A 26,926-nucleotide genomic window follows, 5' to 3' on the forward strand; every position below is an offset into this window, starting at 1 on the left:
ACTCAAACAGATAGTCCAGATGTTACGACCTTGGCAATTAGAAATTCAGTTAGACAAAAAATCCAATACGGCACTTTATCTTCAAATTGCCGATGCGATTATTTATGCCATAAAATCCGGTAAATTATCTAGTGGCAATGCTTTACCCGGAAGCAGGCAATTAGCAGGTTTACTACTCGTGAATCGAAATACTGTAATCGAAGCTCTTGATGTTTTAATTGCCGAAGGGTGGCTGATTACCATAGACAGAAAAGGAACTTTTGTTGCTGACATACTACCGGAAATACTTCTGGATAAAAAACGCAAAGAGCCTAAAACAGTTGATGATAGTGAAGTAAAACCTCATCTTGTTTTTGATGACGGTCTCCCAGATAGCCGACTTGCTCCTATGACTGATCTTGCCCGCGCTTACAGGGAAATCTTTAATCGAAAATCACGTTGGCAGATCATGGGATACAGTACTGAATTTGGTACTGTAGATTTTAGAAAGGCAATTGCGCAAATGCTAAATTTTAAAAGAGGAATGAATGTTTCTCCAGATCAAATTTGTATTACGCGCGGCAGTCAAATGGCGATGTATCTTGCCGCTCATTGTTTATTTTCTCAGGGCGATTATGTTATGATCGAAAATCCGGGGTATAAACCGGCATGGAAAGCGTTTGAAAATGCAGGAGCAAAATTGCTTCCGGTAAGTATTGATGGTGATGGACTAAATTTAGTTGAAGTCGAAAAATACCTAAAAACATACAGTACTATAAAAGCCATATATGTTACGCCACATCATCAATTTCCAACTACGGTAACGATGAGTCTCAAAAAGAGATTAAAACTTATTGAATTATCCAATCGATATGGTTTTACAATAATTGAGGATGATTATGATCACGAATTTCATTTTGGTCAGCGTCCGGTATTACCTATTTCAAGTTATGAAAATGCTCAAAACTTTATCTACATTGGCACTTTAAGCAAGATTGTAGCGCCGGCATTGCGTATTGGTTATTTGGTGACTACTCCTGAAAACATTCGAAAAGTAGGCGAACACAGGAAAATAATCGATGTACAAGGTGACAATATTATGGAAGAAGCCGTGCTGCATCTTATCAATGAAGGAATTATTAAAAGGCATCTTAAAAAAACGAATCTGATTTATAAATCAAAAAGAGATTATTTTGAGAGTCTCTGTAATCAACATCTTAAAGATAAGATTACTTTCTCTAAACCTGAAGGTGGTCTGGCTTTTTGGATTGTACCCAATTCTAAAATTGACGTCGCATTTGTTTGTCAGCAATTATTAAGCAAAGGCATTAAAATCATAAATCCTGAAAATTTTAGCTTTACAGATTCTATTTCCGGATTTAGATTAGGTTATGCCTCCCTTACTGAGCAACAAATGGAGGATGGAATTATAGCACTTTCAGAATTTATATAAAAAATTAAGGCTGAAAAACCTTTTATTTTTCAGCCTGTAAAATTTTGAATTAAGGTAATTAGTTACAATTTTCCATTTCGATAATAGAAAAACCATTTTCCTTAATCTGATTTTCTACTTCTGTTGGTGCTTTATCAATATGACAAAATCTACATTCTTTTGAGGTTAAAGGCTGACCTTCCTGTGAAACTGTTTTTAAATATTTTTTCCCAAATTCAAAAATCTCATTTTCGTCATTTGTATTCTCGTCTACAAGAATATCAAAATGCATCACTTTTCCGTCTTTTCGGGTAACATAAGTATCCCATACTGCTACTTTCATAAATTGTTCTTTTAGTTTTTATTAGCTGATTGTGCAGTTTATTTAAACACAATCTATTTCTCTTTTTTAAATTAAATCTTTGTCCTGAATATTTTTTCTGGCAGATTGAGCAGATTTTTTTAATCTGTTTAACCTTTTAATCCAATAGCTATCTTGAGTGGCTTTGATTTTTATTAGAACAAATTTACTCCGGTTATTCAGAAGCGGTATAATCCAGTTTTTTGATTTATTGCAAATTACTGGTCTGGTTTCTATTTCATAAAAATGAAACTGGACTATTTTAAAACCTTAAAACTGGATCAGAACTATAAACCAGATAACTTATAATTTTGCATCATGAATGAGATGATAATTTCGAACTTAAAAGAAGTTCATAATAGAATTGAAGCTGCTTGTAAACTTTCGGGCAGAAACACAAATGATGTTCAATTATTATTGGCTACGAAAACTGTTCCTGCCGATAAAATCAAAATTGCCATTGAAGCCGGAGAAACTTTAATGGGCGAGAATAAAATGCAGGAGTTGCGGGATAAAGATTTTGACTTAAAAGGATTAAATATTGAACGTCATTTTATTGGTCATCTTCAAACCAATAAAATAAAAGATGTCCTGAAATATGTTTCCTGCATTCAGTCTCTGGACAGATTGAATCTGGCACAGGAACTTGATAAACAATTACAAAAAGAAGGCAGAAATCTGGATGTTTTTATACAGGTAAATACTTCGTTTGAGGAAAGTAAATTTGGACTTCCGCCGCATGAAGTAATTTCGTTTATAAGAGAAATAAAGAAATACGGTACTTTAAAAATAAAAGGTTTAATGACGATTGGTTTATTAGATGTTGAGAAAGAAAAAATGCTGCCTTCCTTAAGGTTATTGAGAGAAATCAGGGATGATATTTATAATGCAAAAATAGAAGGAACAGGAGATTTAAAACTTTCTATGGGAATGTCTCAGGATTTAGAACTGGCTATTGCCGAAGGTTCTAATCTGGTTAGAATTGGAACTTCGATTTTTGGAAACCGCTTTTTGGGAAAAGATATTTGGAATGAGAATATTGCAGAATAAACTTTAATTTTGCATCAAATAAAAATTGAAATGAATCTATACGAGCTTACCGTAAATGATACCGAAAAAATAGCTTTAGCTGATTTACTTTTTAGTGAAGAAAATAAGGCTGCTTTAATGCAAACGATTAAAGAACATGAATATCTTGAGGAATTAAAAAAATACAATCTTAAAGTAGATAACAAAATATTACTTCACGGACATTCCGGTTGCGGTAAAACGACCACGGCAAAAGCTATTGCAACTGCTTTGAACAAAAATATTGTGATTATTAACCTGAGTACTTTAATCAATGCCCGAATTGGTGAAACATCAAAAAATGTAAAAGCTATATTCGATAAAGCGATTAGAGAAAAGTCGGTATTATTTTTAGATGAATTCGACCAGATTGGCAAAAGTCGCGATAGCGATGATAAAGACGTTGGCGAAATGAGACGTCTTGTTAATACCATTATTCAGCTTATTGATTATTTCCCTACGGATAGTTTGCTTATTTGTGCTACGAATCATTATCATACTATTGATACTGCTTTGTTGAGAAGATTCCAGATTCGGCTACAGTTTGAAATGCCTGTCGAAAGTGAATTAGATATTTATTATGACAAATTATTGAATACTTTTCCTATTCATTTACAAGATATTCCACGTAAGTATAAAATCTCATATGCCGAAGCGAAAGATTATATTCATACAACGATGAAAAAACAAATTATTGCAGAATTGGAACTTCAAAAACTATTAGAAGTTACGGAATAACTGCAATAATTTTCTACCAAATAAAAAGCTTTTATATCAAAAAAAACCATTCGCCTCGACGAATGGTTTTTAATTTTAAATTAAACTGATATTTAATAAATCACTTTTTTAGTCGCGATACGGTTATCATTCAAAACTACTTTAACAACTAAAACCTGATTACTGGATCTTAAGCTATTGATAATTAATTTAGAATCTGATACGCCATCTTTCCTGTAAAGTAAATTTCCTGCTACATCAAAAACAAATACCTGATTTATAGTCTGATTAGTAGTTTCTACATTAATTACCTGATTAAAAGCAGTAACTGTAGTTGCTTTTTCGGCTGACTCTAAATCTGTTCCTGCTGATGCAATTTCTGAAATTGATTTCCCAAATGAAGATAAAACTGTAACAGTAGTTGATTCAGAATTTACAATAAAGCATGTTCCGCCCTGAACAACAGCTCTAAATTGAGTAGTTTCTGTTAATGGTCCTGAAGTATAAGTCTTGTTTTTATTCGCTATATCTGACCATGTAGTAAATGGACTTACAGAAGATTGCCATTTAGTAACACCTCCTGTATTACCTGATAATGTAAGCAAACCACTTGTACTGCCTGAAGTAATTGTAGTACCACCTGTAACTGTTCCTCCAACTAATCCTGTTGTTATTGTTATAGATATTGGATAAGATTGTGAACAAACAGCATTGTTAATTACTAATGTTCCTGAATAAGTTCCTGGTAAAACATTTGGAGCGATGTCAATTAAAATAAAAGTAGTACTTGTTGAAAAGGTAAATGAAGTAGTTGGTTTGTCTTCCAATAAAGCATCATTTGCTGCCACATCCCAATCTATAGAATAACTTGAAGGACTACCACTAGAGGTCGTATATTGCAAAAGCGCACCTTGAGGGTTATTACTTGAACAAACCGAATTAATTATTCCTGTTGTTGTAATTGTAGGGCCCTGATTTACCGTTACTGTAAAACTGTTACCTGAACTCTCTACACCATTTGCATTTTTTACTGTTAGTGTTCCTGTATAAGTCGCTACAGCTGTACCTGCGGGCACATCAATTATAAATGGTGAATTATACACCAGCGTTGCATCTGTAACATCTACAAAATTATTTGCAGGAGATGTATTCCAGACAATACTATAGGTAGTTGGACTTCCTGTAATTGCACCTACTGCTAATTTTGTAGTTTGTGCATTGATATTTGAACATACAAGGTTGGCAGAAGGTGCTGTTTGTATTGTTGGTGCCGGTTCAGTTATCTCTATAGATACAGGTATACTTGTCTCACAAATTTCACCGTAAATCTTCAATCTACCTTGATAAGTTCCTGGTAAAACATCTGCAGATATTTCAATATTATTTAGGATACCGCCATTTGGTGCAAAAGCAAATGAAGTAATAGGCTGATCTGCTAAAGAACGAAGATTTGCCTGATCGTTCCAATCAACAGAATAACTGGTAGGACTGCCAGTAGTGCTATCATAGGTTAAAGTTGTCGTCTGCGGGCTACTGCTTGTATTAACCGGATCAATAGAAACTACGAATCCTGGTGCAGAAATATTAACAAGCTGATTTACTTTTAAAGTAAAAACTGAACCTAAACTTGTATTACCGCTTGCATCTTTTACAGTCAATGTTCCTGTATAAGTATTTGCATTAGTACTTACAGGTACAATAATTGTTATAGGAGAATCTGGCAATTGTGCGTCAGTAATTTGCGAAAGATTGTTTGCCGGAGATGCGTTCCAAACAATACTGTAAGTTACAGGATTTCCTGTTGTAGCACTATAATTTAATGTGGTACTATTTACAAAAAAATGAACGTCTGGACAAATGTCTGCTGCAGAAGATGCTAATTCTATTGTTGGTAAAGCATTTACCGTTATAGTTACAGGAAGAACACCAAAGCATGTTCCATTAATAATATACATTGTGCCTGTATAAGATCCTGGTGCAACATTAGCAGGGATCTCAATATTATTTATAACACCTCCACTTGATACAAAAGTAAAAGGAACATCTTCCTGATTTTCAAATGAAGCACCAAGTGCTTCTAAACCCCAATATAGAGAATAACTAGTAGGATCTCCCGTAACACCTGAATATGTTAATGAGGCATTTTGAGCGCTAGTGCTTTGATTAACCGAATCAATCTGGCCAGTAGAAGTAATTGTAGGACTTTCTTGTATATGTATATCAAAAGAAGAATTAGAACTTACACAACCTGCTGCATTTTTTACAGTTAATATACCTGTATAGGTTCCTGCAATTGTTCCTTCCGGAATCTCAATTTCAATTGGACTATCCGGCAAACTTTCATTAGTAACATTTGCAAAGCTATTATTTGGAGACGATGCATCCCAAACAATACTGTAGGTTAAAGGAGATCCTGTCGTGTTACTATAAGCCAGCTCTATAGGTTGGCTAAAACTATTATACGAACAAGCATTAAACTCAGTTTGTGTTAATGTTATTGTTGGTGATGGATTTACTGTTACTGTAAAAATTGAACCTGGAGTGCTGACAGCGCCATTTGCATTTTTTACTGTCAATGTTCCTGTATAAGTTCCAGCTACTGTACCTGCAGGAATAACAATTGTAAAAGGGCTGGCTGGTATAGCTCCATCTATAACTGTTGCAAAACTATTTGCAGGAGATACATCCCATACAATACTATATGTTGTTGGGCTTCCTGTGAGCGAACCATAACTTAAGTCTGTAGTTTGTATAGTAGAACTTGAACAAACAGTCGTTGCTGCAGCTGCTAATTCAATAGTTGGCAAAGCATTTATGGTTATAGAAATTGATTGAACACTACTACAAAACACACTCGAATCTCCAATAATTAGTTTTCCTGTATAAGTTCCAGCTGGTGTATTTGCTGGTATCACAATTGTATTTATGACACCTCCACTTGATGAAAAATTAAACAAAGTTTCAGATTGATCTTCAATCGCATCAGAATCCCATATAACACTATATCTTACTGGGTTATTTACACTTGCAGTATATGATAATAAGGCATTTTGACTGCTAGTACTCGTGTTAATCTCATCAAGAATTCCTGTTGTAGTAATTGAAGGAGGATCAATCACATTTACGTTAAAAGTTGCTCCCAAACTTACACAACCATTTGCATCTTTTACTGTTACGGTTCCTGTATATGTTCCTTCCCCAGTATTTGCAGGAACAGAAATTTGGATAGATTCCGGAGACAGGCTCTTGTCTGTAACCGCTACAAAACTATTAGGTGGAGATTGGTTCCAAGTAATACTGTAGGTTACTGGACTCCCAGTTGTTGCACTATAAGTAAAGCTTGGGAATCTTTCATCATCATTCGAACAAGAAATTGGATTAGCATCTGATGATATTGTTATAGTTGGTCTCGGGATTACTGTAACCTCTGTTGCTGTAGAATTTAATGCCGCACAAAAAACTCCATTCTGAACAACTGCTCTAAATTGAGTAGTCTCTGTTAATATTCCTGAAGTATAAGTTACTGTAGTATTAGCAATATCAGTCCATGTAGTAAACGGACTTACAGAAGACTGCCATTTAACAATAGATCCGCTATGTCCTGACAAAGTTAATACTCCGCTTGTAGCTCCTGAACAAATTGTAGTTCCTCCACTTACTGTACCGGCAACTGTTGCAGCCGATATTGTAACTACAGCTGTATTATTACTTGTAATATTAGAAGAACAAGATTCTGAAGTAAGCTTAGTAATCGTTATAGTACTGGAACCTACTGTACTTAATCCTGTTGCTATAAAAGTTCCTGTGCCTGCTGTACTAACAGTCAAATTAGCGGTTAAACCTGTGGCACCCGGACTGCTTCGATCATACGTTACTACGTAATTACCAACAGGCAATGAGGCGGGACTCCCCGTTATCGTAACTGATGATGTTGTACCAGCAGAAGCACAAATACTTGTGGCGCTTGTGCCAGTAAGACTAAAATTAGCACAGCTGTAAGAAATAATAACGCGGCCAGCTGCACCGGCACCACCAATTTGTGAAGCACCTAATGCTGAATTTATTGCTCCGCTGCCTGCGCCTCCAGGGGGCGAACCTGCATTTCCGGGTGCATTACTTAAAAGTAAGCCCGAAACGGCAGTACCGCCTAATCCTCCAGAACCTGCTCCGGCACCACCTGCTCCGGAGGAAAGTAATAATCCTAAAAGATTCCATGAATTACCATTTCCACCATTTCCACCAGCGAACTTTACAGTACCTGCAGAAGCTGCAACTGTACCTCCAATTCCTCCCAGAGGTGTACCTCCTGCATTATTTGCAGCTCCGCCTGATCCTCCGGCTGCTAAAATAGAGGTTTCGAAACCGGTAATTGTAGAGTTGCCTCCTGCAGTACCATTCGCAGTAGTAGCTGAGGTCTGACCTGCAACCACAATATTTAAGTTTGTTCCGGGAGTTACTAAAATTGGAGCACTTGCATAAGCACCTCCTCCTCCTCCAGCGGCACCCCTGCCTAAGAGTAATGGTGAGCCACTGGCACCAGCGCCGGATCCGCCTCCGCCCCAAGCCTGAACAAAAATACTAGTCACACCTGCCGGGACATGAAATGTCTCATTGGTTGTGAACGTTTTCATAGATCCAGATTGGGACCACGAATAAGTAATAATTAAAACGAGTAACAAAGATAATTTTAGCTTCATAATAATAAGTTTTAAAAATGAAAAAATCAGTGAATTCCTTGTAGTATGGGAGAAGATGGCGTAGAGTAATGATAATATTGAAATTTATTTTTTTATATCTAAATGCATTAAAAAATGCAAAATATTGACATACAGGTAATTACAGAATTAGAAAAGTGAAATTAACAAATAAATTCTTAAAATATTTATGTTATTATGTATATTATCATGTAGTATAACAGATATATTACACTTATTGTCAGGCAATTAACACATTAGACATCAATAACCCTTAATAGTGATTTATAAGAGTAATATTACTTTCTTATAATAGGTGTAATTAGATTAAAATAGTCAGAATTAGTGATAACTGATTAAAAGAGAATGAGGGGTACTTTTTAAAAAAAATTGAGTACTTAACATAACATATAAAAGATTCATTATAATAATTGATTAATCATGTACCTCCAATTTAAAATTGGTTCATAAAAAAAGGGAAGGAATACAATATGTATCCTTCCCTTTTATTTAATAAACAGATGATTTCTATTTACATTTTATAATTAAGTCCACACTCGAAAGTGTTATTTGCATATGCACCCAACGGACCAAAATATTTAGAATAAGCCAGGAAAATCCCCAGTTTTTCTACTTCAATTCCAAATGCTGTAGAAACAATTTTATTGGTATGGTAAAATGCTGACAAATTCATCTTATAGTCCGGCAAATTAAATCTTGCTCCGGCATCAAAAATGTCTTTATATCCCTTCACCGCTCTATAAGCAATCAGTGGCTCGATATTTAAATTTTCGTCTTGATTTGACAATAATATCTTGTAACTCACTGCTGAATAAAAAGTAGAGCGATCTGCATATTTTTTCACTCCATCATCAGTGTTATAGAAAAAACTATTAAGGTTTGGTAATGATGCCTGAACTGTTAATAGCCTGCTTGTATATGCAATACCCAAATCACCATCAAAGCCAGCGCCCTCATTAAAATTCTGTACTGATATATCATCTGTACTTCCTATAATCTTATTGTAATCAATAGAAGTAAATTTTGCACCAGCAGACAAACCAAAGTTTAACTTTTCATCAACTCCTACAGGTAAGTGATAAGCATAAGTTGCTAATATTCTTGTTGTACTGATTAAACCGGCTTTGTCACTATTAACATTTAGTCCCAGTCCGGCTCTGCTTCCTGAATTGTATTCTAAAGTAGCATTCATTAATACCGGATTTCCCGGAACCTGATCCCATTGTCGCTGGTAACCTATGTTTAATTTTATTCCTTCATCTCTCCCCGCCATAGCAGGGTTGTTTAAATACTGATTTTGAAAATACATTGACTCATATTCTGTCAACTGCGCATTTGCGGTATTTGTTCCTAATATAATCAGGAACATAATTACCTGTATATAGATTGCTCTCATTGATTTTATTTTCATTACATTAATCTCTGTTTGGTTATCCTCTAACCATTTTATTACTCTTGTTTGTTTGCTCTTAAATGTTAGTCCCTAATAATTGAAATGAATCCTTTAATTTTAGGCTGACCGTTTCCAAGATCAATTAGATAGTAATATGTATCCTGAGTAAGTGGAGCTCCATTATAAGAACCATCCCAATCATTGTTATAATTATTTTTAGAGTACACTAATCTCGCTGCTCGGTCAAAAACTTTAACTGAGTTGTTTGAAAATAACTCTATACCCGGAACTATCCAGTAATCATTCTTACCATCTCCGTTTGGAGTAATAATATTGGTAGGTATAATTGCCTGTGGTACAGCATCTGCTCTATCTACAATAACAGTATATGTTTCTTGTGTACCATCTTCAGCAGTAACTACTATTGTAATTACATTTTCGCCTACGTTTAAATCTATTGGTGATTTAGGGTCAATAATTTTTCCATCTACTTTTATTTCAATAGTTGCAGTTGGATCTATTGTTATTGGATTAATAACATATGTATTAATTTCATTTGGTACCTCTACTTTGTAATCGTTTGTATCTGTATTAAAAGCCGGACTTAAAGCACCATCGCTAATAACAATATCAGATAAACCTGCATTATCAGGAGCAGGAGCTTCTTCTCTTGTAACAATTACAGTATAAGTAGTAATAGTTCCGTCCTGAGCCTTCACTACAGTAGTAATTGTATTTTCACCTACTTGTAACGGAATTTGTCCTGAAGCTGTTCCGCTAGGAACTTCTTGTCCATTTACAGTTATTGTTGCAGTAGTATCTGCTGTAACTGGTGTAGCAGCTATACTTGTAACATCATTAGGTACTGTAGCTGAATATGCTGTATTTCCTTCTGTAAAAGCAGGGCTTAAAGTACCTTCACTAAGAGCTAAATCCGTTAAACCTGAATTATTAGAAGGATCTCTTGTTACAATGATTTCATAAGTTTCTTGTGTAATACCATCTTCAGCTGTAACAACTATTGTAATCACATTATCTTCTACTTTTAAATCTAATGGAGATAAAGGATCGATAATTTTTCCGTCCACTTTCATTTCGATTGTTGCGGTTGGATCAACTGGTATTGGATTGATTACATATGTATTAATTTCATTTGGAACTTCTACTGTATATCCTTTTGTATCCGTGTTAAAAGCTGGACTTAATGCCCCGTCACTAATAACAATATCAGATAAACCTGCATTATCAGAAGCTGGTGCTGGGTCTCTTGTAACAATTACAGTATAAGTAGTAATAGTTCCATCCTGAGCTTTCACTATAGTAGTGATTGTGTTTTCACCTACTTGTAACGGGATTTCTCCTGAAGCTGTTCCGCTAAGAACTTCTTTTCCATTAATAGTTAATGTTGCTGTACTATCTGAAGTAACTGGTGTAATATTAATAGTTGCAATATCATTAGTTACTGACGCCGTATATGCTGTATTTGCTTCTGTAAAAGCAGGGGCTAAAATACCTTCGCTAAGAGCTAAATCTATTAAACCTGAATTATTAGACGGTGCTCTTGTAACAATTACAGTATACGTAGTAATAGTTCCATCCTGAGCCTTTACTACAGTAGTGATTGTGTTTTCACCTACTTGTAACGGGATTTCTCCTGAAGCTGTTCCGCTAAGAACTTCTTTTCCATTTATAGTTAATGTTGCTGTACTATCTGAAGTAACTGGTGTAACATTAATAGTTGCAATATCATTAGTTACTGACGCTGTATATGCTGTATTTGCTTCTGTAAAAGCAGGGGTTAAAATACCTTCGCTTAGCGCTAAATCTATTAAAGCTGAATTATTAGAAGGGTCTCTTGTAACAATTACCTCATAACTTTCCTGGGTAATACCATCTTCCGCCGTAACAACTATTGTAATTACATTATCTCCTACTTTTAAATCTATTGGAGATAAAGGATCAATAACTTTTCCATCAACTTTCATTTCGATTGTCGCTGTTGGATCAGCTGGTATTGGATTGATTACATATGTATTAATTTCATTAGGAACTTCTACTTTGTAATCTTTCTCATTGGTATCAAAAGCCGGGTTTAAATCACCATTACTGATAACAATATCTGATAAACCTGCATTACTGGAAGGTTCTCTTGTAACAATTACAATGTATTCTTTAATTGTTCCGTCCTGAGCTGTTACTTCTGTTACAATTTTATTTTGACCAACTTGTAAAGAAATTTCTCCTGAGGCAGTTGCACTAGCTACCGGTACTCCATTTATTTTAACTGTTGCATAAAGATTTTCAGTAACAGGCGTTAATTTTATAGTAGTAACATCATTTTGAACAGTCGTTGCATATTGTAGTTCTGCCACTGAAAAAGCTGGGCTTAAAATACCCTGACTAATCGATAAATCGATCAAACCTGCATTATTAGATGGATTTACAATTAAAATACCTCCAATATAATAAAACTCATAATTATTACTTTCTCCCCCACCAATTGCAATGTTATATATACCTACAATACTGGTTGCATCTGCCGTTGTCGTAGGAACAGGTTTGGTTAGTAAACTATCTGCTGTGTCTTCATTTTGAAATCCACTATATGTAAAAGGGAATGTTGGATTTTCTTCTCCGTACATTTTCGAAATTCCACCATCTACTGTGATTTTCAATAGTGCTTTTGTCACGACACTTTCAGCTATCGGTACATTGATCGTAGTTGTATTATTACTGGTTAAAGTTACCTTTCCCAGAGGATAAGTACCCGCAGCAGTTGTCTTTTTCAATCGGATATAAAGTGGCGCAGACCCAAAATCACCCGCGATACCAATAGTAACTGTCTGAGTATAATTAATACCATCTTTACTTACCTCAAATTCTGCTGATGGAGTAACCAAAATTCCTTCAAGCATAGCTATACCAGCTACATTAAAGATAGTTGGTTCTGATGGTGTTCCATAAACAGTAGTTAATGCCGGTAAACTTTCAGTACTTATTACTATTGTTGGTCCAACATTTACAATACCATTATTAGAAACAAAAAAGGTATTATTTTTATTTACTGCATTTGAAGCTAAGCTTCCCCATGATCCTGAAGATACGGCTGCGTCTCCAAGTTTTATATATTTTGCACTATGTACTAAATTAGGTGCAAGATCTGCAACTACTAGAGTTGCTATAGAAAAAGTCTCATTTATTGTAGTCTTTGCTCCAAAAGTTTTAGTTCCACCTTGTGATAATACAAGATTATTATAAGTAAGTGGTTCTGATCCTAAATTTTGAGATTGTCCGTTAAATTCTACTGTGCCCGTCCCTGGAATAAATACTCCTCCAGTTCCAATAACATTTCCGGAAATTTTAAAAAGACTTGTTCCTCCATTTAATGTTCCCTGAGTTCTGATCCAATCTGTAAATTGATGAGTCAGACTTCTTGTACCATTGCCCAGATTAAGCGTCCCTGAACCACTAATTTCTAACTTCTCTGAACTCATACTTTGAGTAAACGTAGCTATACCTTGATTTTTAGACATAACTACCCCTTTTGATGTAAAGCCATCAATACTCTGAATTTCAGCATCACCACTTATATAAACCAATCCGTCAGATGTTAATGATCCATCGTTCATAAAATCACCTCCTAAAGAAAAATCAGATTGCCCTGAAATTAATAATGATGCTCCATCAGATATTGTAAGCGGTATGTTGTCTCCTAAAACTTTATTAACTCCTGTAATAGTTACAGGTCCTGTACCAACAATTATGATTCCTCCTGCAGCATCGAATAATGATAACCATTCAGGACCAGCTGCGTGTGATTGAATACTATTGTATCGTAACGTTGCTCCTGGACCATACTTTGGCGATGCCGACGTTGTTGCTGTACCTTCCATCGAAAGTATATCTGTTACTGTAGTATTAGATTTAATTGTTTTTGTTCCACTTCCTGAAAGTGTTAAATCATTATACGTGTAATCACCAACTTCCTGAGTTAATGTTTCTCCGTTATAGTTTACTGATCCCGGGCCGGCAACTAATTTACCTCCACTAATTTTGCCGCCGATAGTTATACTTCCTGCTCCCGTAAAGGTTATATCATTTTGAAGGCTTGAGCCATGCATCACAATATCATCTTTTACTATTATTTTTCCTGTACTAATGTATAAACTGCTTCTTCCGATAGCCATCATTTCTATTGAATTTACCGTAAGAAGACCAACTCCGTTTATAGTTAATGAAGTAACTCCACCTGAAACTGAATTTGATAGTTTGATAGAATTACATCTTACATTTGAAGTTATTACTGGTTGAATAGGCACATTCGGAATTAATACATCATCATCTGGTAGCGGTCTTGCGCCAGAGCTCCAGTTTGTAGCCAAATCCCATGCCTGAGTATTTCCTAACCAAGTATTTTGCCCGTATCCAATTATATTAAATAAAAGAAAAGCAAGTACAATAAGTAAATTTTTGTTCATTTTTATTTTAGTTCTATTCATTTTGTTTCATTTTTTTATTAGTTTTTTCTAATTTTTTCCTCATTTAATTGTGTTTTTTAGCTCATTTTTTTTATTTTTAATTTGCTACCTGCTATTTTTTGTCTTCGTTTTCAGTTTAAATTTCAAAACACATGACATTACTAAATCCATTTTTGAAAACTGATGGATTAAAAAGTCAAACCATTCAAAAAAAACTCAAATAATAAGTTTATCATCAGTTGTATTTTCTACAATAAAAAAAATGGAATAATAAGTCTAATACGTTGATTGCAAAATTATTGCGATTAAACTTTAACAAACTCAGCCAAGCATAGTGGTTAGCACTATTTACTTACTCAAATATTGAAGCTTTTAGGATTTATTTTTGCCTTCAAAAGTTTTTAGTTGGACATATTGAGACATTTCTTACAAAAAAGAAAATTAATTAGAGAGCAATGATTATAAAAAAAATTTAAATCACCGACGAAAAATTTTGATTATGGATTTAAAAAAGAGCAGTAAATCAATACAACTGAATAAAAAAAGTAGAATTTTAAATCGAATGAAAATCCTAAAATAAATTATAAGCTTAATAATAGGGATGAATTAAGACTCATAAAGACAGGAGATGAATTTTGATAAAATAAAAAAAGCGGTTAAAATACATATACTGTATTTTAACCGCTTTTTGTGACCACGGAGGGGTTCGAACCCCCAACCCTCAGAGCCGAAATCTGATATTCTATCCAGTTGAACTACGTGGTCTTTATATTTTAGATTTATGATTTTAGTCCCGATAGCTATCGGGACTAAAATCATAAATTTTTATACTAATAACTTCTTAACGATTGTAGAAATAGTTTTTCCTTCAGCAGTTCCACCTAATTGTGCAGCTGCTAATCCCATAACTTTACCCATTGAAGCAATTCCTGAAGCTCCTGTTTCAGCAATAATTTTTGCAATTACAGTCTCTACTTCTGCTTCGCTTAATTGTGCAGGCAAGAATTTTTCGATTACAGCAATTTGTGCCAATTCTGGCTCAGCTAAATCAGGACGGCTTTGTTCTGTAAAAATACGAGCACTTTCTTTACGTGTTTTAACCAGTCTCTGAAGTAATTTAATTTCTTCGTCTTCTGATAATTCTTCTTTAGAACCTGATGCAGTAGCCGCTAATAACATCTCAGACTTAATTGCTCTTAAGGCTTCTAATGCTACAGTATCTTTTGCTCTCATGGCGGTTTTAATCTCGTCCATGATTAATGTTTGTAAGCTCATCTTAGTTTTTTATTTAAATAGGTAATACCTATAATTGATATGAATATTGAAAGTTTATTCCGGACTTCGCTTGAACTAATAATAAGATTAACTTAAAAAGTCTATTAAAGAAGTCAAATTTTAAATTCTGTGCGAAGATAAAAAAAATAACCCGAAAATTAAATCCAATTTTCGGGCTATCTGTAATTATTAGGATTGTAAAATTAATCTACGTTGTCGTGCAAAAATGAATTGTTTGAACGCAATTGCAAATCGTTGTTACTATCTGTTCCAACTGAGATTCTCGAATTGTTATTGTTGGATTGTGAATTAGATAAATCGATTCCTAATCTTTTGTAAGCAGGCTCTTTTTCAAGTTCATCAATTCTGGAAACATTATTATGGAACTTATAATTAAATTCTTTTAGTTTCTTTCTTCTTTCTTCAGCTCTTAAACGTAAAGTCTCCTCGATTGTTAATTCCATAGGAGAAACTTCTGAAGTTGTTGTAAAATGCGCTTCGCTTGCAAAATCAACCTTTTGTTTCATGGTAATATTTAATTCAGCAGGAATTACTTCCTCTACCACTTTATCAACAGGTTTTGATGTCACTAACTCATTCTCAACCTCCATATATTCTTCTAACGAATATTTAATGATTCCTTTATCCGAAACCTCTGTAACCGGCACGAATTGTACTGGATCATTTACTTTAATATTACGGGTTTCATTCGATAATTCGAACAAAATTTTATTTTCCTGTTCTGCAACGGGTTCTTTCTTTACTTCCGGCTCTGATCTAAAAAGAGGCAAATCAAAAGAGAAAGTCGTTTGTTCTTCTCTTTCAAAAGTTCTTTGTTGAACTTGCTGAATTGGTTTTATTTCCTGGAAAGTTTGCATTTCCGGAGATGAAATAGTAAAATCGATATCTGTAATAGGCGAAACGATTTCGAAAGTTACATCAAGGTTTTTAATAAACTCAGACATAACTACTAATTCTTCCTTATTCATTGATGGTGCAACTGCAACCGGTTGAACTTCAGCTGGAGCAACTTCAACTGGAACAACTTGTGTAGCTGTAAACGGAGTTATTGTATCTTCATCTTCCATCAATTCAAAAACAATCTTCTCTTCTGATTTTGCAGTAGGTGTTTCAGCATTTACATCAAAAGAAGTAACCGTTCTATTCGTTAGATTATGAACACTTCTTTGCTCATCTTCTAATGTATGAATGATTTTTTTTGGCTCTGTATTTACAATTTCGTTTTGTTGTTCAACATCAAAACCTGTTGCAATAATAGTCACGGCAATAGCATCACCAAGAGTTTCGTCTTCACCAACTCCCATGATAATATTTGCGTTATGACCTGCTTCTACCTGAATGTGATCATTGATTTCTCCAATCTCATCCAATGTAATTTCGTTTGATCCAGAAACGATAAGCAACAATACGTTTTTGGCTCCTGTAATTTTGTTGTCGTTTAACAACGGAGAATCCAATGCTGAAACGATAGCATCTTTTGCTCTGTTCTCGCCTTCAGCAACAGAAGATCCCATGATAGCCGTTCCGCTGTTTGATAAAACAGTTTTAGCATCACGTAAATCGATATTTTGAGTATAGTGGTGCGTAATAACTTCAGCAATACCTCTTGAGGCAGTTGCCAAAACTTCATCCGCTTTCGAGAATCCTGCTTTAAAACCAAGATTTCCGTATACTTCTCTTAATTTATTATTATTAATTACAATTAGCGAATCGACTTGCTTGCGTAATTTTTCGATTCCTAAAAGCGCTTGCTCCTGACGTACTTTCCCTTCAAACTGAAAAGGAATTGTAACGATACCAACAGTTAAGATTTCTCTTTCTTTGGCCAATTGTGCAATTACCGGAGCTGCACCAGTACCTGTACCACCACCCATACCAGCAGTAATAAATACCATCTTAGTACCACGGTCTAACATTTTTTCGATATCAGCGATACTTTCTATAGCAGATTGCTGTCCTACATCAGGATTTGCTCCTGCTCCAAGACCTTCTGTTAAGTTCATACCTAACTGAATTTTGTTCGGTACCGAACTGTTCTGTAGTGCTTGTGAATCAGTATTACAAACGATAAAATCTACGCCTTTAATACCTTGTTTAAACATATGGTTGATAGCATTACTACCACCTCCACCTACACCTATTACTTTGATTACATTTGATTGGTTTTTTGGTAAATCAAATGAAATACTTCCAAATTCTGAGTTGCTCATCATCTTTTTGGTTTTTGAAATTCTTATTTAATACATTTTTTACTTCTTGACTTGGGGCAAAAAGTAATTCCTTTTCTCTTATTACTCTATTCTGCGTTGTCTAAAAAATCTTTGATTTTATCGACATATCTATCAAAAAATGATCTTCTAATTTTAGTTTCCGTAGATTCTTCCTTAGTTCCATTGTTCCTGATTTCCCTTGAATCTTCAATAGTTTCTACTCTTTCAACGTAGTTTTCTTCTACTTCGTATCGCTGTTGTACAGGTTGTTGTACTTGTGGAGGAACATTTCTGTAAACCACTTTTGGCTGCTCATTTACAATCTCCATTCTAACAGCACTTTGCGTACTATTTTCGATACTGTTCATTACTAAACCAACTGCAGTTGCAAATAACGGACTAGAGATTTCTTCGCTTGAATTTCCGGCTAAATGTTCGTTTGGATATCCAATTCTGGTATCCATACCAGTAATGTACTCTACTAATTGTTTGATATGTTTTAGCTGAGCTCCACCACCTGTAAGCACAATTCCGGCAATTAGTTTCTTGCGCGGATCTTCGTGTCCATAAGCTTTAATTTCTGCAAAAACCTGCTCTACAATTTCTACTACACGAGCATGAATAATTTTAGATAAGTTTTTAAGCGAAATCTCTTTTGGTTCTCTGCCTCTTAATCCTGGAATAGAAACAATCTCGTTGTCTTTATTTTCTCCCGGCCAGGCCGATCCGAATTTTATTTTTAAAAGCTCTGCTTGTTTTTCGATAATCGAACACCCTTCTTTAATATCATCTGTAATAACATTTCCTCCAAACGGAATCACTGCTGTATGACGAATAATACCATCTTTAAAAATGGCCAAATCTGTTGTTCCACCACCAATATCAATCAAAGCAACACCTGCTTCTTTTTCTTCCTGACTTAAAACAGCATCTGCCGAAGCTAATGGTTCTAATGTCAATCCTGACAATTCGATTCCTGAACTCTGAATACATCTTCCAACATTTCTAATAGAAGAAGCTTGTCCAACTACTACGTGAAAACTGGATTCCAGTCTTCCCCCGTACATTCCGATAGGTTCTTTAATCTCAGATTGCCCGTCGATTTTAAATTCCTGCGGCAAAACATGAATAATTTCTTCACCCGGTAACATGGCCAGTTTATTTACCTGATCAATCAAAAGCTGAATATCTTTTTCGCCAATTACTTCCTCCGGATTATTACGGCTGATGTAATCTGTATGCTGAATACTTCTAATGTGCTGTCCTGCGATACCCACAACAACATCTTTTATTTTATAACCTGAATTGTTTTCCGCCTCAAGTATTGCTTGCTGGATAGACTGGATAGTTTGCGTAATGTTGTTCACAACACCTCTCGCAACTCCTAAACTTTTGGATTTACCAATACCCAAAATTTCCAACTTTCCATACTCATTCTTCTTGCCGATCATGGCAACTATCTTTGTCGTTCCAATATCTAGACCTACTGCAATGTTATCTTTTTCCATTTTCTATTATTTTGTGCAAACTACTTGTTCCGTAAACCTAAGGTCAATCTTACTGTATTTATATAACGAACTATCTAAAACCGCTTTTTGAAAAAAGGCTTTATAGTTATTAAATTTCTTATCAACATTCATCGTTCTGCCAAAGTCGATGAAGTAATTATAATTTCTATTAAACATTTTTAGGCTACCATTAGGCATAATTTGTATTGCAATGATGTTTTTTTTCAAAAACGCATCGTCATAAATTGTGCGAAATAAAGTAGCTAAATCTTCGTTATTTTTTCCATTTATTGCCCCGGAAACAAGAGGAACCCGAGCGGTATGATTGTCTGATAAAGGCATTTTATTTCCCTCATAGTCAATATAAAAAGAGGTAACACCATCATAAACTCTCGCTATTGGTGTCTTCTGTTTTACTACCGCTTTTAGAACACCATCAATACTTACAAAAACATCTGACTTTTCAATCATCTCTTGCGTATCAAGGGTTTTCTCAATCTTATTCAAATCTAGCTCATCTTTTCGGATACTGGAAGCATCTTTTTTATTTTCTATCAACAATTTATTAACCGTTTCAGGCTTTACAAACAGCGTGTTTTCTCCTACAAAAACAACCATTGATTTTTTTAATTTTCGATCCCCATTTCGATGCTGGGCAAAAGAATATAAAAAAAGTACAAGCCCTAAAATGAGAATTAATCTAATATTTGTCCAATTAAATATTTTCATTTAGCATTTTTTTGATTGACGGAACCATTTCTCCAATATCACCAGCTCCTATCGTTACAATTATTGGCGCATCACTGGCTTTGATCTCCGCTAATAAATCATTTTTTGCAACAATTTTCTTGTTCGAATTTGTCATTTTACCCAACAGCCAATCCGATGTAATCCCTTCCATTGGTAATTCGCGTGCCGGATAAATATCCATTAAAAACACTTCATCAAACTGTGATAAACTTTCAGCAAACCCATCAGCAAAATCTCGCGTTCTGCTAAATAAATGTGGCTGAAAAATTGCTAAAACCTTGCGATCCGGATACAATTCTCTAACCGCCTGATGAACAGCATTTATTTCTGTTGGATGATGTGCATAATCATCTATATAAACTAGTTTTTCAGATTTAATCTGATAAGAAAAACGTCTTCTGATTCCGTTAAACGAAGCAATCGCTTTTGCAATCGAATCCGTTGGAGTACCAAAAGTTTTCGCCATTGCAATTGCCATCAATCCATTCATTAAATTGTGTTTCCCAGGCAATCCAAAATGCAAGTCTTTTATAATCTCTGATGGCGTCTGCACATCAAAAACATAACTTCCGTCTTCAATACGAACATTAAAAGCTTTATATACAGCATCTTCATTTATAGCACATTGCACTCCTTCAAGAGGCAATTCTTTTGTTATAAAGAGATTGTTTTTATCTTCAACTTTTGATGCAAATTCTACAAACGATTCTTCGATTGCTTCACTTGTACCGTAAATATCCAAATGATCCGCATCCATAGAAGTAATACAGGCGATATCCGGATGCAAATGCAAAAACGAACGATCGAATTCATCAGCTTCTACAACTGTTACCGTTTTTCCGCTTCCAATTAAATTCGAGTTATAATTTTCTACAATTCCACCCACAAAAGCTGTTACATCAGCTCCGCTTTCAAATAGAATATGTCCTAAAATACTGGATGTTGTTGTTTTTCCGTGTGTACCGGCAACGGCAAAACAAAATGTATCTTTTGTGATAATTCCTAAAACTTCTGCACGTTTTTTAACCTGATATTCTCTTTCTAGAAAGTAATTCCACTCAGAATGTGTTTTTGGTACCGCCGGAGTTATAATCACTAATGTATTTTCAGAATAATAATCAGAAGGAATTAAATTAATATTATCTTCAAAATGAATATCGATACCGCTTTCGATTAACTCATTCGTTAACATAGACGGCGTTTTATCGTATCCTGAAACCTGTTTCCCGATATTTTTAAAATAGCGGGCCAGAGCACTCATTCCGATGCCTCCAATGCCAATAAAATAAACGTTCTGTATCTGATTTAAATTCATTTCTATTTAATTTTGAGCTATTTACAAGTCGTTTTATTTTATAAAAAACTAGTACTTAGGCCTTTGTAATTTTATTACTTTAATAACTCAAAACGCTTAAAAATAGCGTTCTAAATTTTTAATTTTGTTCTATAATTTTCGAGAAAAGTTATATTATAACAACTTTTTGATCTGATCTACAATAACTTTTGTAGCATTTGGCATCGCCAGCTTTTTGATATTATCACTTAACTGTTTTTGTTTGCCTTGATCTTTCAGTAAAGCTTCAAAGACAATACTAAACTGACTGTCTAATTCTGACTCTTTCAACAAAATAGCGCCTTTTGCATCAACGATTGCCTGAGCATTTTTAGTTTGATGATCTTCAGCCACATTTGGTGACGGAATAAAAATAACAGGCTTTCCAACAATACATAATTCAGATACTGAAGATGCTCCTGCACGTGAAATAATTACATCTGCTGCTGCATATACAAAATCCATTCTTTCGATAAAATCAACTACCCTTACATGTTGTTGTTGATGTTTTTTATAATCTTCAAAATATAATTTCCCACATTGCCAGATAATCTGAACATCCTGCGAAAGCATATTGTGTAATTCTTTTTCTATTAACTGATTTACTCTTCTGGCGCCCAAACTTCCACCAAGAACCAATAATGTTTTTTTATTAGGATCTAAACCATAAAAAGCAATTGCTTCATCACGTTTACTTTCGATATCTATTAAATCCTGACGAACCGGATTTCCGGTTAGAATGATTTTATTTTTTGGAAAAAATCGCTCTAAATTTTCATACGCCACACAAATAGCGTTGGCTTTCTTACTCAACAATTTATTGGTAATTCCCGGAAACGAATTTTGCTCCTGAATCACGGTCGGAATTCCTGCTCCTCCAGCCGCCTGCAATAAAGGTCCGCTTGCAAAACCTCCCGTTCCTATTACTACATTTGGTTTAAACTGTTTGATAATTCGTCGTGACTCCAGCAAACTTGTTGCCAATTTTAACGGAAACATTAAATTTTGTAACGTTAATTTTCTTTGCAAACCGGCAATCCAAAGACCTTTTATTTCATAACCCGCCTGAGGCACTTTCTGCATCTCCATTTTATCCTGAGCCCCAACAAAAAGAAACTCAGCATCAGGAAATTGTGCCTTTAATTCATTAGCAATAGCAATTGCAGGATAGATATGTCCTCCTGTTCCGCCACCGCTTAGTATGAATTTATAATTTGTCATATTTTTAAAAGTTATTCGCTTTAAAAATTATTTTTTTAATCTTATTTATTTAAAACCGCATTCATTGGATTTCTGGAATTGTCTTCAATCGAATACATTCCTTGTTCCTCATATACTTCTTCAGAAACCAAATCTTCTTCTCCTAATTCTTTATCAATTAAGCGCTGAAGTGCTTCTTTTCTTCTTTCTTTCTCCTGTTGCTCTTCGACAATTTCTTCTTCTTTCTTTGTAACACTAATAATGATCCCAAGAGAGAAACACGTCATCCAGATCGAACTACCTCCAGAACTTATCAGCGGAAGCGTTTGCCCCGTTACCGGCAATAACTCCACTGCAACTGCCATATTAATCATCGCCTGAAATATCATTGGAAATCCGAGTCCAACGACGACTAACTTCCCAAATAGTGTGTTCGCTTTATGCGATGCAATTACAAATCTAAATAACAGCAACAGATATAAAATCAATATTGAAACTCCTCCAACTAATCCATATTCTTCAACAATAATGGCATAAATAAAATCTGAAGATGATTGTGGTAAAAAGTTTTTCTGAACACTTTTCCCTGGTCCTAATCCTCCCAATTTTCCAGATGCAATTGCAATTTTTGCTTTTTCTATTTGATAATCATCTTCATCAGGTTTGTCTGTGGTAAAGTTCGAAATACGGCTTTCCCATGTAGATACCCTGCTGAAGAATCTTGAATCCGGAAAAGCTTTTGCCACTAAAAGAAAAAACAACAGCATTCCGATTCCTGAACCAATGATAAAACCAATATATTTTAGCGGATATCTGCCAATAAAAGTTAACATAATTACCATAGAAAAAATCAACGCTGTAGTCGAAAAGTTAGCCGGTAAAATAAGCACCAATGTTATAAAAACAGGTAACCAAAGCTGTATTAACGACGTTTGAAAAGGTTCATTTTCTTCTCTGGTTTTTGACAAATAACGGGCAACATATATAAATAATATACTTGCCGCCAAAGTCGAAGTTTGAAACGTAATACCTATAAAAGGTACTTGAATCCAACGACTTGCATTTGCTCCGGCAATTACTGTTCCTTTTAGTAATGTATAAAGCAGCAAAAACCACACAACAGGCAAAGCTATTTTAGAAATCGCCCTGAAATAATGATATGGCACTTTGTGTACCCAATAAATAATCAGGAAACCAATACAAACGTGAGCCAGATGTTTTACCAAATAACCCAATGTATTTCCGGTTCCGTGACCTATGTAAGCCAAATTACTACTCGCACTAAAAACAGGCATAAACGAAAACAACGCCAATAAAGCCACAAATGACCATATTACCCTATCTCCTTTTAATTTGTTTACTAGTTCTTTCATTTTAGATTTCTGATTTTAGATTTTAGATTATTTTAAAATCTTATCTTTTAATTTTTATTGTTAATCCTGTTGTTTACTGTTTTTAAACTGCTGACGAAAATGGCGGTTAACTCATTTCCTTCTTTCCAAATTATTTCTAACTCAGATTTTGCAACCCACATTTTTTCTTTAATAATTTCAAGCCAAAATAAAGTTTCATCAGATTCTTCTAAAACTATATTCATTTTAGAAACAAATTCCTTATCACTTCTTGCTCTGCAAACTGCTCTGTAATTTGCTCCAACTGATGTACCGCTTCTCACTATTTGATTAGCAACAACCTTCACAATATATGTAGTTGGCAATTTTTCTGCTAAATCAATTATCATCAAAGAGAACTTTTTTGTTCTCAACTTCATTTCATCCGTCGTCATAATTAAAAGAACTTATATTATATTTTTGAATTCAAAGTTTAGAAAACAATCTAAAATCTAAAATCAGAAATCTACAATTATAAATTGTGTACCGCTTGCTTAAACTGCTTTCCACGATCTTCGTAGTTTTCGAATAAATCGAAACTTGCGCAGGCTGGAGACAATAAAACAGCATCGCCTTTCTCTGTTAAACGTTGTGCTGTTTTTACAGCATCGTTCATGTTGTTTACTTCGACCATAATATCAACTACATTTCCAAAAGCATTAATAATCTTTTGATTATCAACTCCAAGACATATAATTGCTTTTACCTTTTCACGAACTAATGACATTAATTCATTGTAATCATTTCCTTTATCAACACCGCCAACAATCCAAACGGTTGGAACATTCATACTGTCTAAAGCAAAGAAAGTAGCGTTTACATTTGTTGCTTTTGAATCGTTGATATATTGAACATTCTGAATTTTTAATACTTTCTCTAAACGGTGTTCAACACCTTGAAAATTTGATAAACTTTCGCGTATTGTTGCATTTCTAATTTGCATCAATTTTGCTACAGAGCTTGCTGCCATTGCGTTTTTCATGTTATGTTTTCCTTCTAACGCAATGTATTCTGTTTCCATTGTAAACTCTTCTTGGTTGATCTTTATTTCCATTTTGTTGTTATTTATAGAAGCCCCTTCATCGAATGTTTGAGACAATGAAAAAGGAATTAATTTTGCTTTTGTTGTGTTATTTTTTAACCATTCTGAAATTGCTTCATCATCTGCATCGTAAATAAGATAATCGCTCTCCGTCTGATTCATTGTTATCCGAAACTTCGAGTCAATATACTTTTGATATTTATATTCATATCGGTCTAAATGATCCGGACTAATATTCGTAATAATGGCAATATCCGGCCTGTAATCTATAATTCCGTCGAGCTGAAAACTACTTAATTCAAGCACATAGGCATCGTATTTATTTTCGGCAACCTGCCAGGCAAAACTTTTTCCGATGTTTCCTCCTAAACCAACATTTAGTCCTGCTGATTTCAACAAGTGATGCGTAAGCATCGTTGTTGTTGTCTTCCCATTACTACCAGTAATTCCAATTGTTAGCGCTTCGGTAAAAGGTTTTGCGAATTCAATTTCTGAAATCACTTTAATTCCTGCGCCAATAAGCTTTTGTACTATGGGAGATTTCTCTGGAATTCCCGGACTTTTCATTACCACATCAGCATTCAAAATCAGGTCTTCCGTATGTTTTTCTTCTTCCCAGGCAATTCCATTAATTATAAGAACTTCTTTATAGCTTTCTTTTATTTTTCCAAAATCAGATACAAAAACCTCATATCCTTTTTTCTTTCCCAGAATAGCGGTTCCTACCCCACTTTCTCCTCCTCCTAAAACTACCAATCTCATCTATCTAAGTTTTAAAGTAACGATTGATAATATGGCTAACATGATCGCAACAATCCAGAATCTGGTTACAATTTTACTCTCATGATATCCTTTCTTTTGATAATGATGGTGTAATGGCGACATTAGAAAAATTCTTCTGCCTTCGCCGAAACGTTTCTTGGTGAATTTAAAATAACTCACTTGCAAAACCACTGAGAAATTTTCTACCAGGAAGATTCCACACAATAACGGAATCAATAATTCTTTACGAACTGCGATTGCCAAAACAGCAATGATTCCACCAATAGTTAAACTTCCCGTATCACCCATAAAAACCGAGGCGGGATAAGAGTTGTACCAAAGAAATCCAATTAATGCCCCAACAAATGCAGATATAAAAACTGTCATCTCTCCGGAACTGGGGATGTACATAATATTTAGATAATTTGAGAAAATGATATTTCCGGAAACAAACGTAAATATCCCGAGCGCGAGCACAGATACTGCGGATGTTCCTGCGGCGAGACCATCAATTCCATCTGTTAAGTTAGCACCATTTGAAACCGCAGTAATGATGAAAATAACAACCGGAATAAAAATCAACCAAGCCCATTTTTCATATCCTTCACCTGTCCAGGCTAATAACTCGGCATAATCAAATTCATTATTTTTTACAAACGGAATTGTTGTTGCCGTAGATTTTTCCTCTACCGGCGCAGGTAAAACTACCGTTGTATTTGTTGTTGTTCTAAAAACATCAGTTCTGCCTGTATCCGTTCTTACAGTTACAGCAGGATTAAAATAAAGAACTGCCCCAACGATGATACCTAAACCAACTTGTCCTATAACTTTAAAAATTCCTTTAAGTCCTTGTTTGTCTTTTTTGAATATTTTAATATAATCGTCTACAAAACCAATGGTTCCCATCCACAGCGTAGTCACAATAAGCAATACGATATAGATATTATGCAAACGGGCAAATAACAAAACAGGCACAAGCGTTGCAAAAATGATAATCAGTCCTCCCATTGTTGGTGTTCCTGCTTTTTCATTTTGACCTGCTAATCCTAACTCACGAACGGTTTCGCCAACTTGTTGTTTACGCAAGAAGTTTATAATTCTTTTTCCGTAAATCGTTGACAAAAGCAATGAAAGCATCAATGCCAAAGCCGATCTGAAAGTGATATACTGAAAAACTCCCGTTCCCGGTATATCTAATGTTTTGTCTAAATATTCAAATAAATAGTATAGCATATATCTTGGTTTATTTGTTTGATTGTTATTGTGTTGATTCGTTAGTTTTTGATTTTAA

General features: G+C 34.7%; 17 protein-coding genes and 1 tRNA gene. 3 read left to right on the forward strand and 15 right to left on the reverse strand.

Features of this window, described 5'->3' with window-relative positions:
- The first annotated feature begins 19 nt into the window (after positions 1-19).
- On the forward strand, positions 20-1,432 hold the full coding sequence (locus ASF10_RS06700; RefSeq protein ID WP_056246969.1) for a PLP-dependent aminotransferase family protein: 1,413 nt from the start codon (positions 20-22) through the stop codon (positions 1,430-1,432).
- 58 nt (positions 1,433-1,490) lie between these two features.
- Here the strand turns inward: ASF10_RS06700 and ASF10_RS06705 are convergent, their stop codons facing one another.
- On the reverse strand, positions 1,491-1,754 hold the full coding sequence (locus tag ASF10_RS06705) for a DUF2024 family protein (RefSeq protein ID WP_056246972.1): 264 nt from the start codon (positions 1,752-1,754) through the stop codon (positions 1,491-1,493).
- Positions 1,755-2,090: 336 nt separating this feature from the next.
- Between ASF10_RS06705 and ASF10_RS06710 the strand changes: the two genes are divergently transcribed.
- Positions 2,091-2,822, forward strand: a complete 732-nt coding sequence (locus ASF10_RS06710; protein ID WP_056246974.1) for a YggS family pyridoxal phosphate-dependent enzyme — start codon at positions 2,091-2,093, stop codon at positions 2,820-2,822.
- 30 nt (positions 2,823-2,852) lie between these two features.
- On the forward strand, positions 2,853-3,578 hold the full coding sequence (locus tag ASF10_RS06715) for an AAA family ATPase (protein ID WP_056246976.1): 726 nt from the start codon (positions 2,853-2,855) through the stop codon (positions 3,576-3,578).
- A gap of 92 nt (positions 3,579-3,670) precedes the next feature.
- Here the strand turns inward: ASF10_RS06715 and ASF10_RS06720 are convergent, their stop codons facing one another.
- From ASF10_RS06720 to mraY, 14 genes are all read right to left on the reverse strand, one after another.
- Complete coding sequence (locus ASF10_RS06720; RefSeq protein WP_056246977.1) at positions 3,671-8,188, reverse strand: T9SS sorting signal type C domain-containing protein; 4,518 nt, start codon at positions 8,186-8,188, stop codon at positions 3,671-3,673.
- A 595-nt stretch (positions 8,189-8,783) separates the two neighbouring features.
- Positions 8,784-9,668: a PorP/SprF family type IX secretion system membrane protein gene (locus tag ASF10_RS06725; RefSeq protein ID WP_157849050.1), complete on the reverse strand. Its 885-nt coding sequence runs from the start codon at positions 9,666-9,668 to the stop codon at positions 8,784-8,786.
- An 80-nt stretch (positions 9,669-9,748) separates the two neighbouring features.
- The gene (locus ASF10_RS06730; RefSeq protein WP_056246982.1) at positions 9,749-14,164 is read right to left on the reverse strand and encodes a cadherin-like beta sandwich domain-containing protein; all 4,416 of its coding nucleotides are present in this window, start codon (positions 14,162-14,164) and stop codon (positions 9,749-9,751) included.
- Between the two features lie 670 nt (positions 14,165-14,834).
- Positions 14,835-14,908, reverse strand: a tRNA-Arg gene (locus ASF10_RS06735).
- 60 nt (positions 14,909-14,968) lie between these two features.
- Positions 14,969-15,418, reverse strand: a complete 450-nt coding sequence (locus ASF10_RS06740) for a GatB/YqeY domain-containing protein (protein WP_056246984.1) — start codon at positions 15,416-15,418, stop codon at positions 14,969-14,971.
- Positions 15,419-15,621: 203 nt separating this feature from the next.
- Positions 15,622-17,652, reverse strand: coding sequence for a cell division protein FtsZ (gene ftsZ, locus ASF10_RS06745; RefSeq protein ID WP_056246985.1), 2,031 nt, complete (start codon positions 17,650-17,652; stop codon positions 15,622-15,624).
- An 83-nt stretch (positions 17,653-17,735) separates the two neighbouring features.
- On the reverse strand, positions 17,736-19,157 hold the full coding sequence (gene ftsA, locus ASF10_RS06750; protein WP_056246987.1) for a cell division protein FtsA: 1,422 nt from the start codon (positions 19,155-19,157) through the stop codon (positions 17,736-17,738).
- A 6-nt stretch (positions 19,158-19,163) separates the two neighbouring features.
- Positions 19,164-19,886, reverse strand: coding sequence for a cell division protein FtsQ/DivIB (locus ASF10_RS06755; protein ID WP_056246990.1), 723 nt, complete (start codon positions 19,884-19,886; stop codon positions 19,164-19,166).
- The gene (gene murC / locus ASF10_RS06760; protein WP_056246991.1) at positions 19,873-21,222 is read right to left on the reverse strand and encodes a UDP-N-acetylmuramate--L-alanine ligase; all 1,350 of its coding nucleotides are present in this window, start codon (positions 21,220-21,222) and stop codon (positions 19,873-19,875) included. Before murC ends, ASF10_RS06755 begins: the two co-directional genes overlap by 14 nt.
- A 153-nt stretch (positions 21,223-21,375) precedes the next feature.
- Entirely contained in the window at positions 21,376-22,461 is a 1,086-nt protein-coding gene (gene murG / locus ASF10_RS06765; protein ID WP_056246993.1) for an undecaprenyldiphospho-muramoylpentapeptide beta-N-acetylglucosaminyltransferase, read from the reverse strand.
- A 41-nt stretch (positions 22,462-22,502) separates the two neighbouring features.
- Positions 22,503-23,813, reverse strand: coding sequence for an FtsW/RodA/SpoVE family cell cycle protein (locus ASF10_RS06770; RefSeq protein WP_056246994.1), 1,311 nt, complete (start codon positions 23,811-23,813; stop codon positions 22,503-22,505).
- 47 nt (positions 23,814-23,860) lie between these two features.
- Entirely contained in the window at positions 23,861-24,226 is a 366-nt protein-coding gene (locus ASF10_RS06775; RefSeq protein ID WP_056246996.1) for a four helix bundle protein, read from the reverse strand.
- Positions 24,227-24,303: 77 nt separating this feature from the next.
- The gene (gene murD / locus ASF10_RS06780) at positions 24,304-25,635 is read right to left on the reverse strand and encodes a UDP-N-acetylmuramoyl-L-alanine--D-glutamate ligase (protein WP_056246998.1); all 1,332 of its coding nucleotides are present in this window, start codon (positions 25,633-25,635) and stop codon (positions 24,304-24,306) included.
- Complete coding sequence (gene mraY, locus ASF10_RS06785) at positions 25,636-26,868, reverse strand: phospho-N-acetylmuramoyl-pentapeptide-transferase (protein ID WP_056247000.1); 1,233 nt, start codon at positions 26,866-26,868, stop codon at positions 25,636-25,638.
- Positions 26,869-26,926 lie beyond the last annotated feature (58 nt).

The sequence above is a fragment of the Flavobacterium sp. Leaf82 genome, assembly GCF_001422725.1.
In the GTDB taxonomy this organism is placed as follows: domain Bacteria; phylum Bacteroidota; class Bacteroidia; order Flavobacteriales; family Flavobacteriaceae; genus Flavobacterium.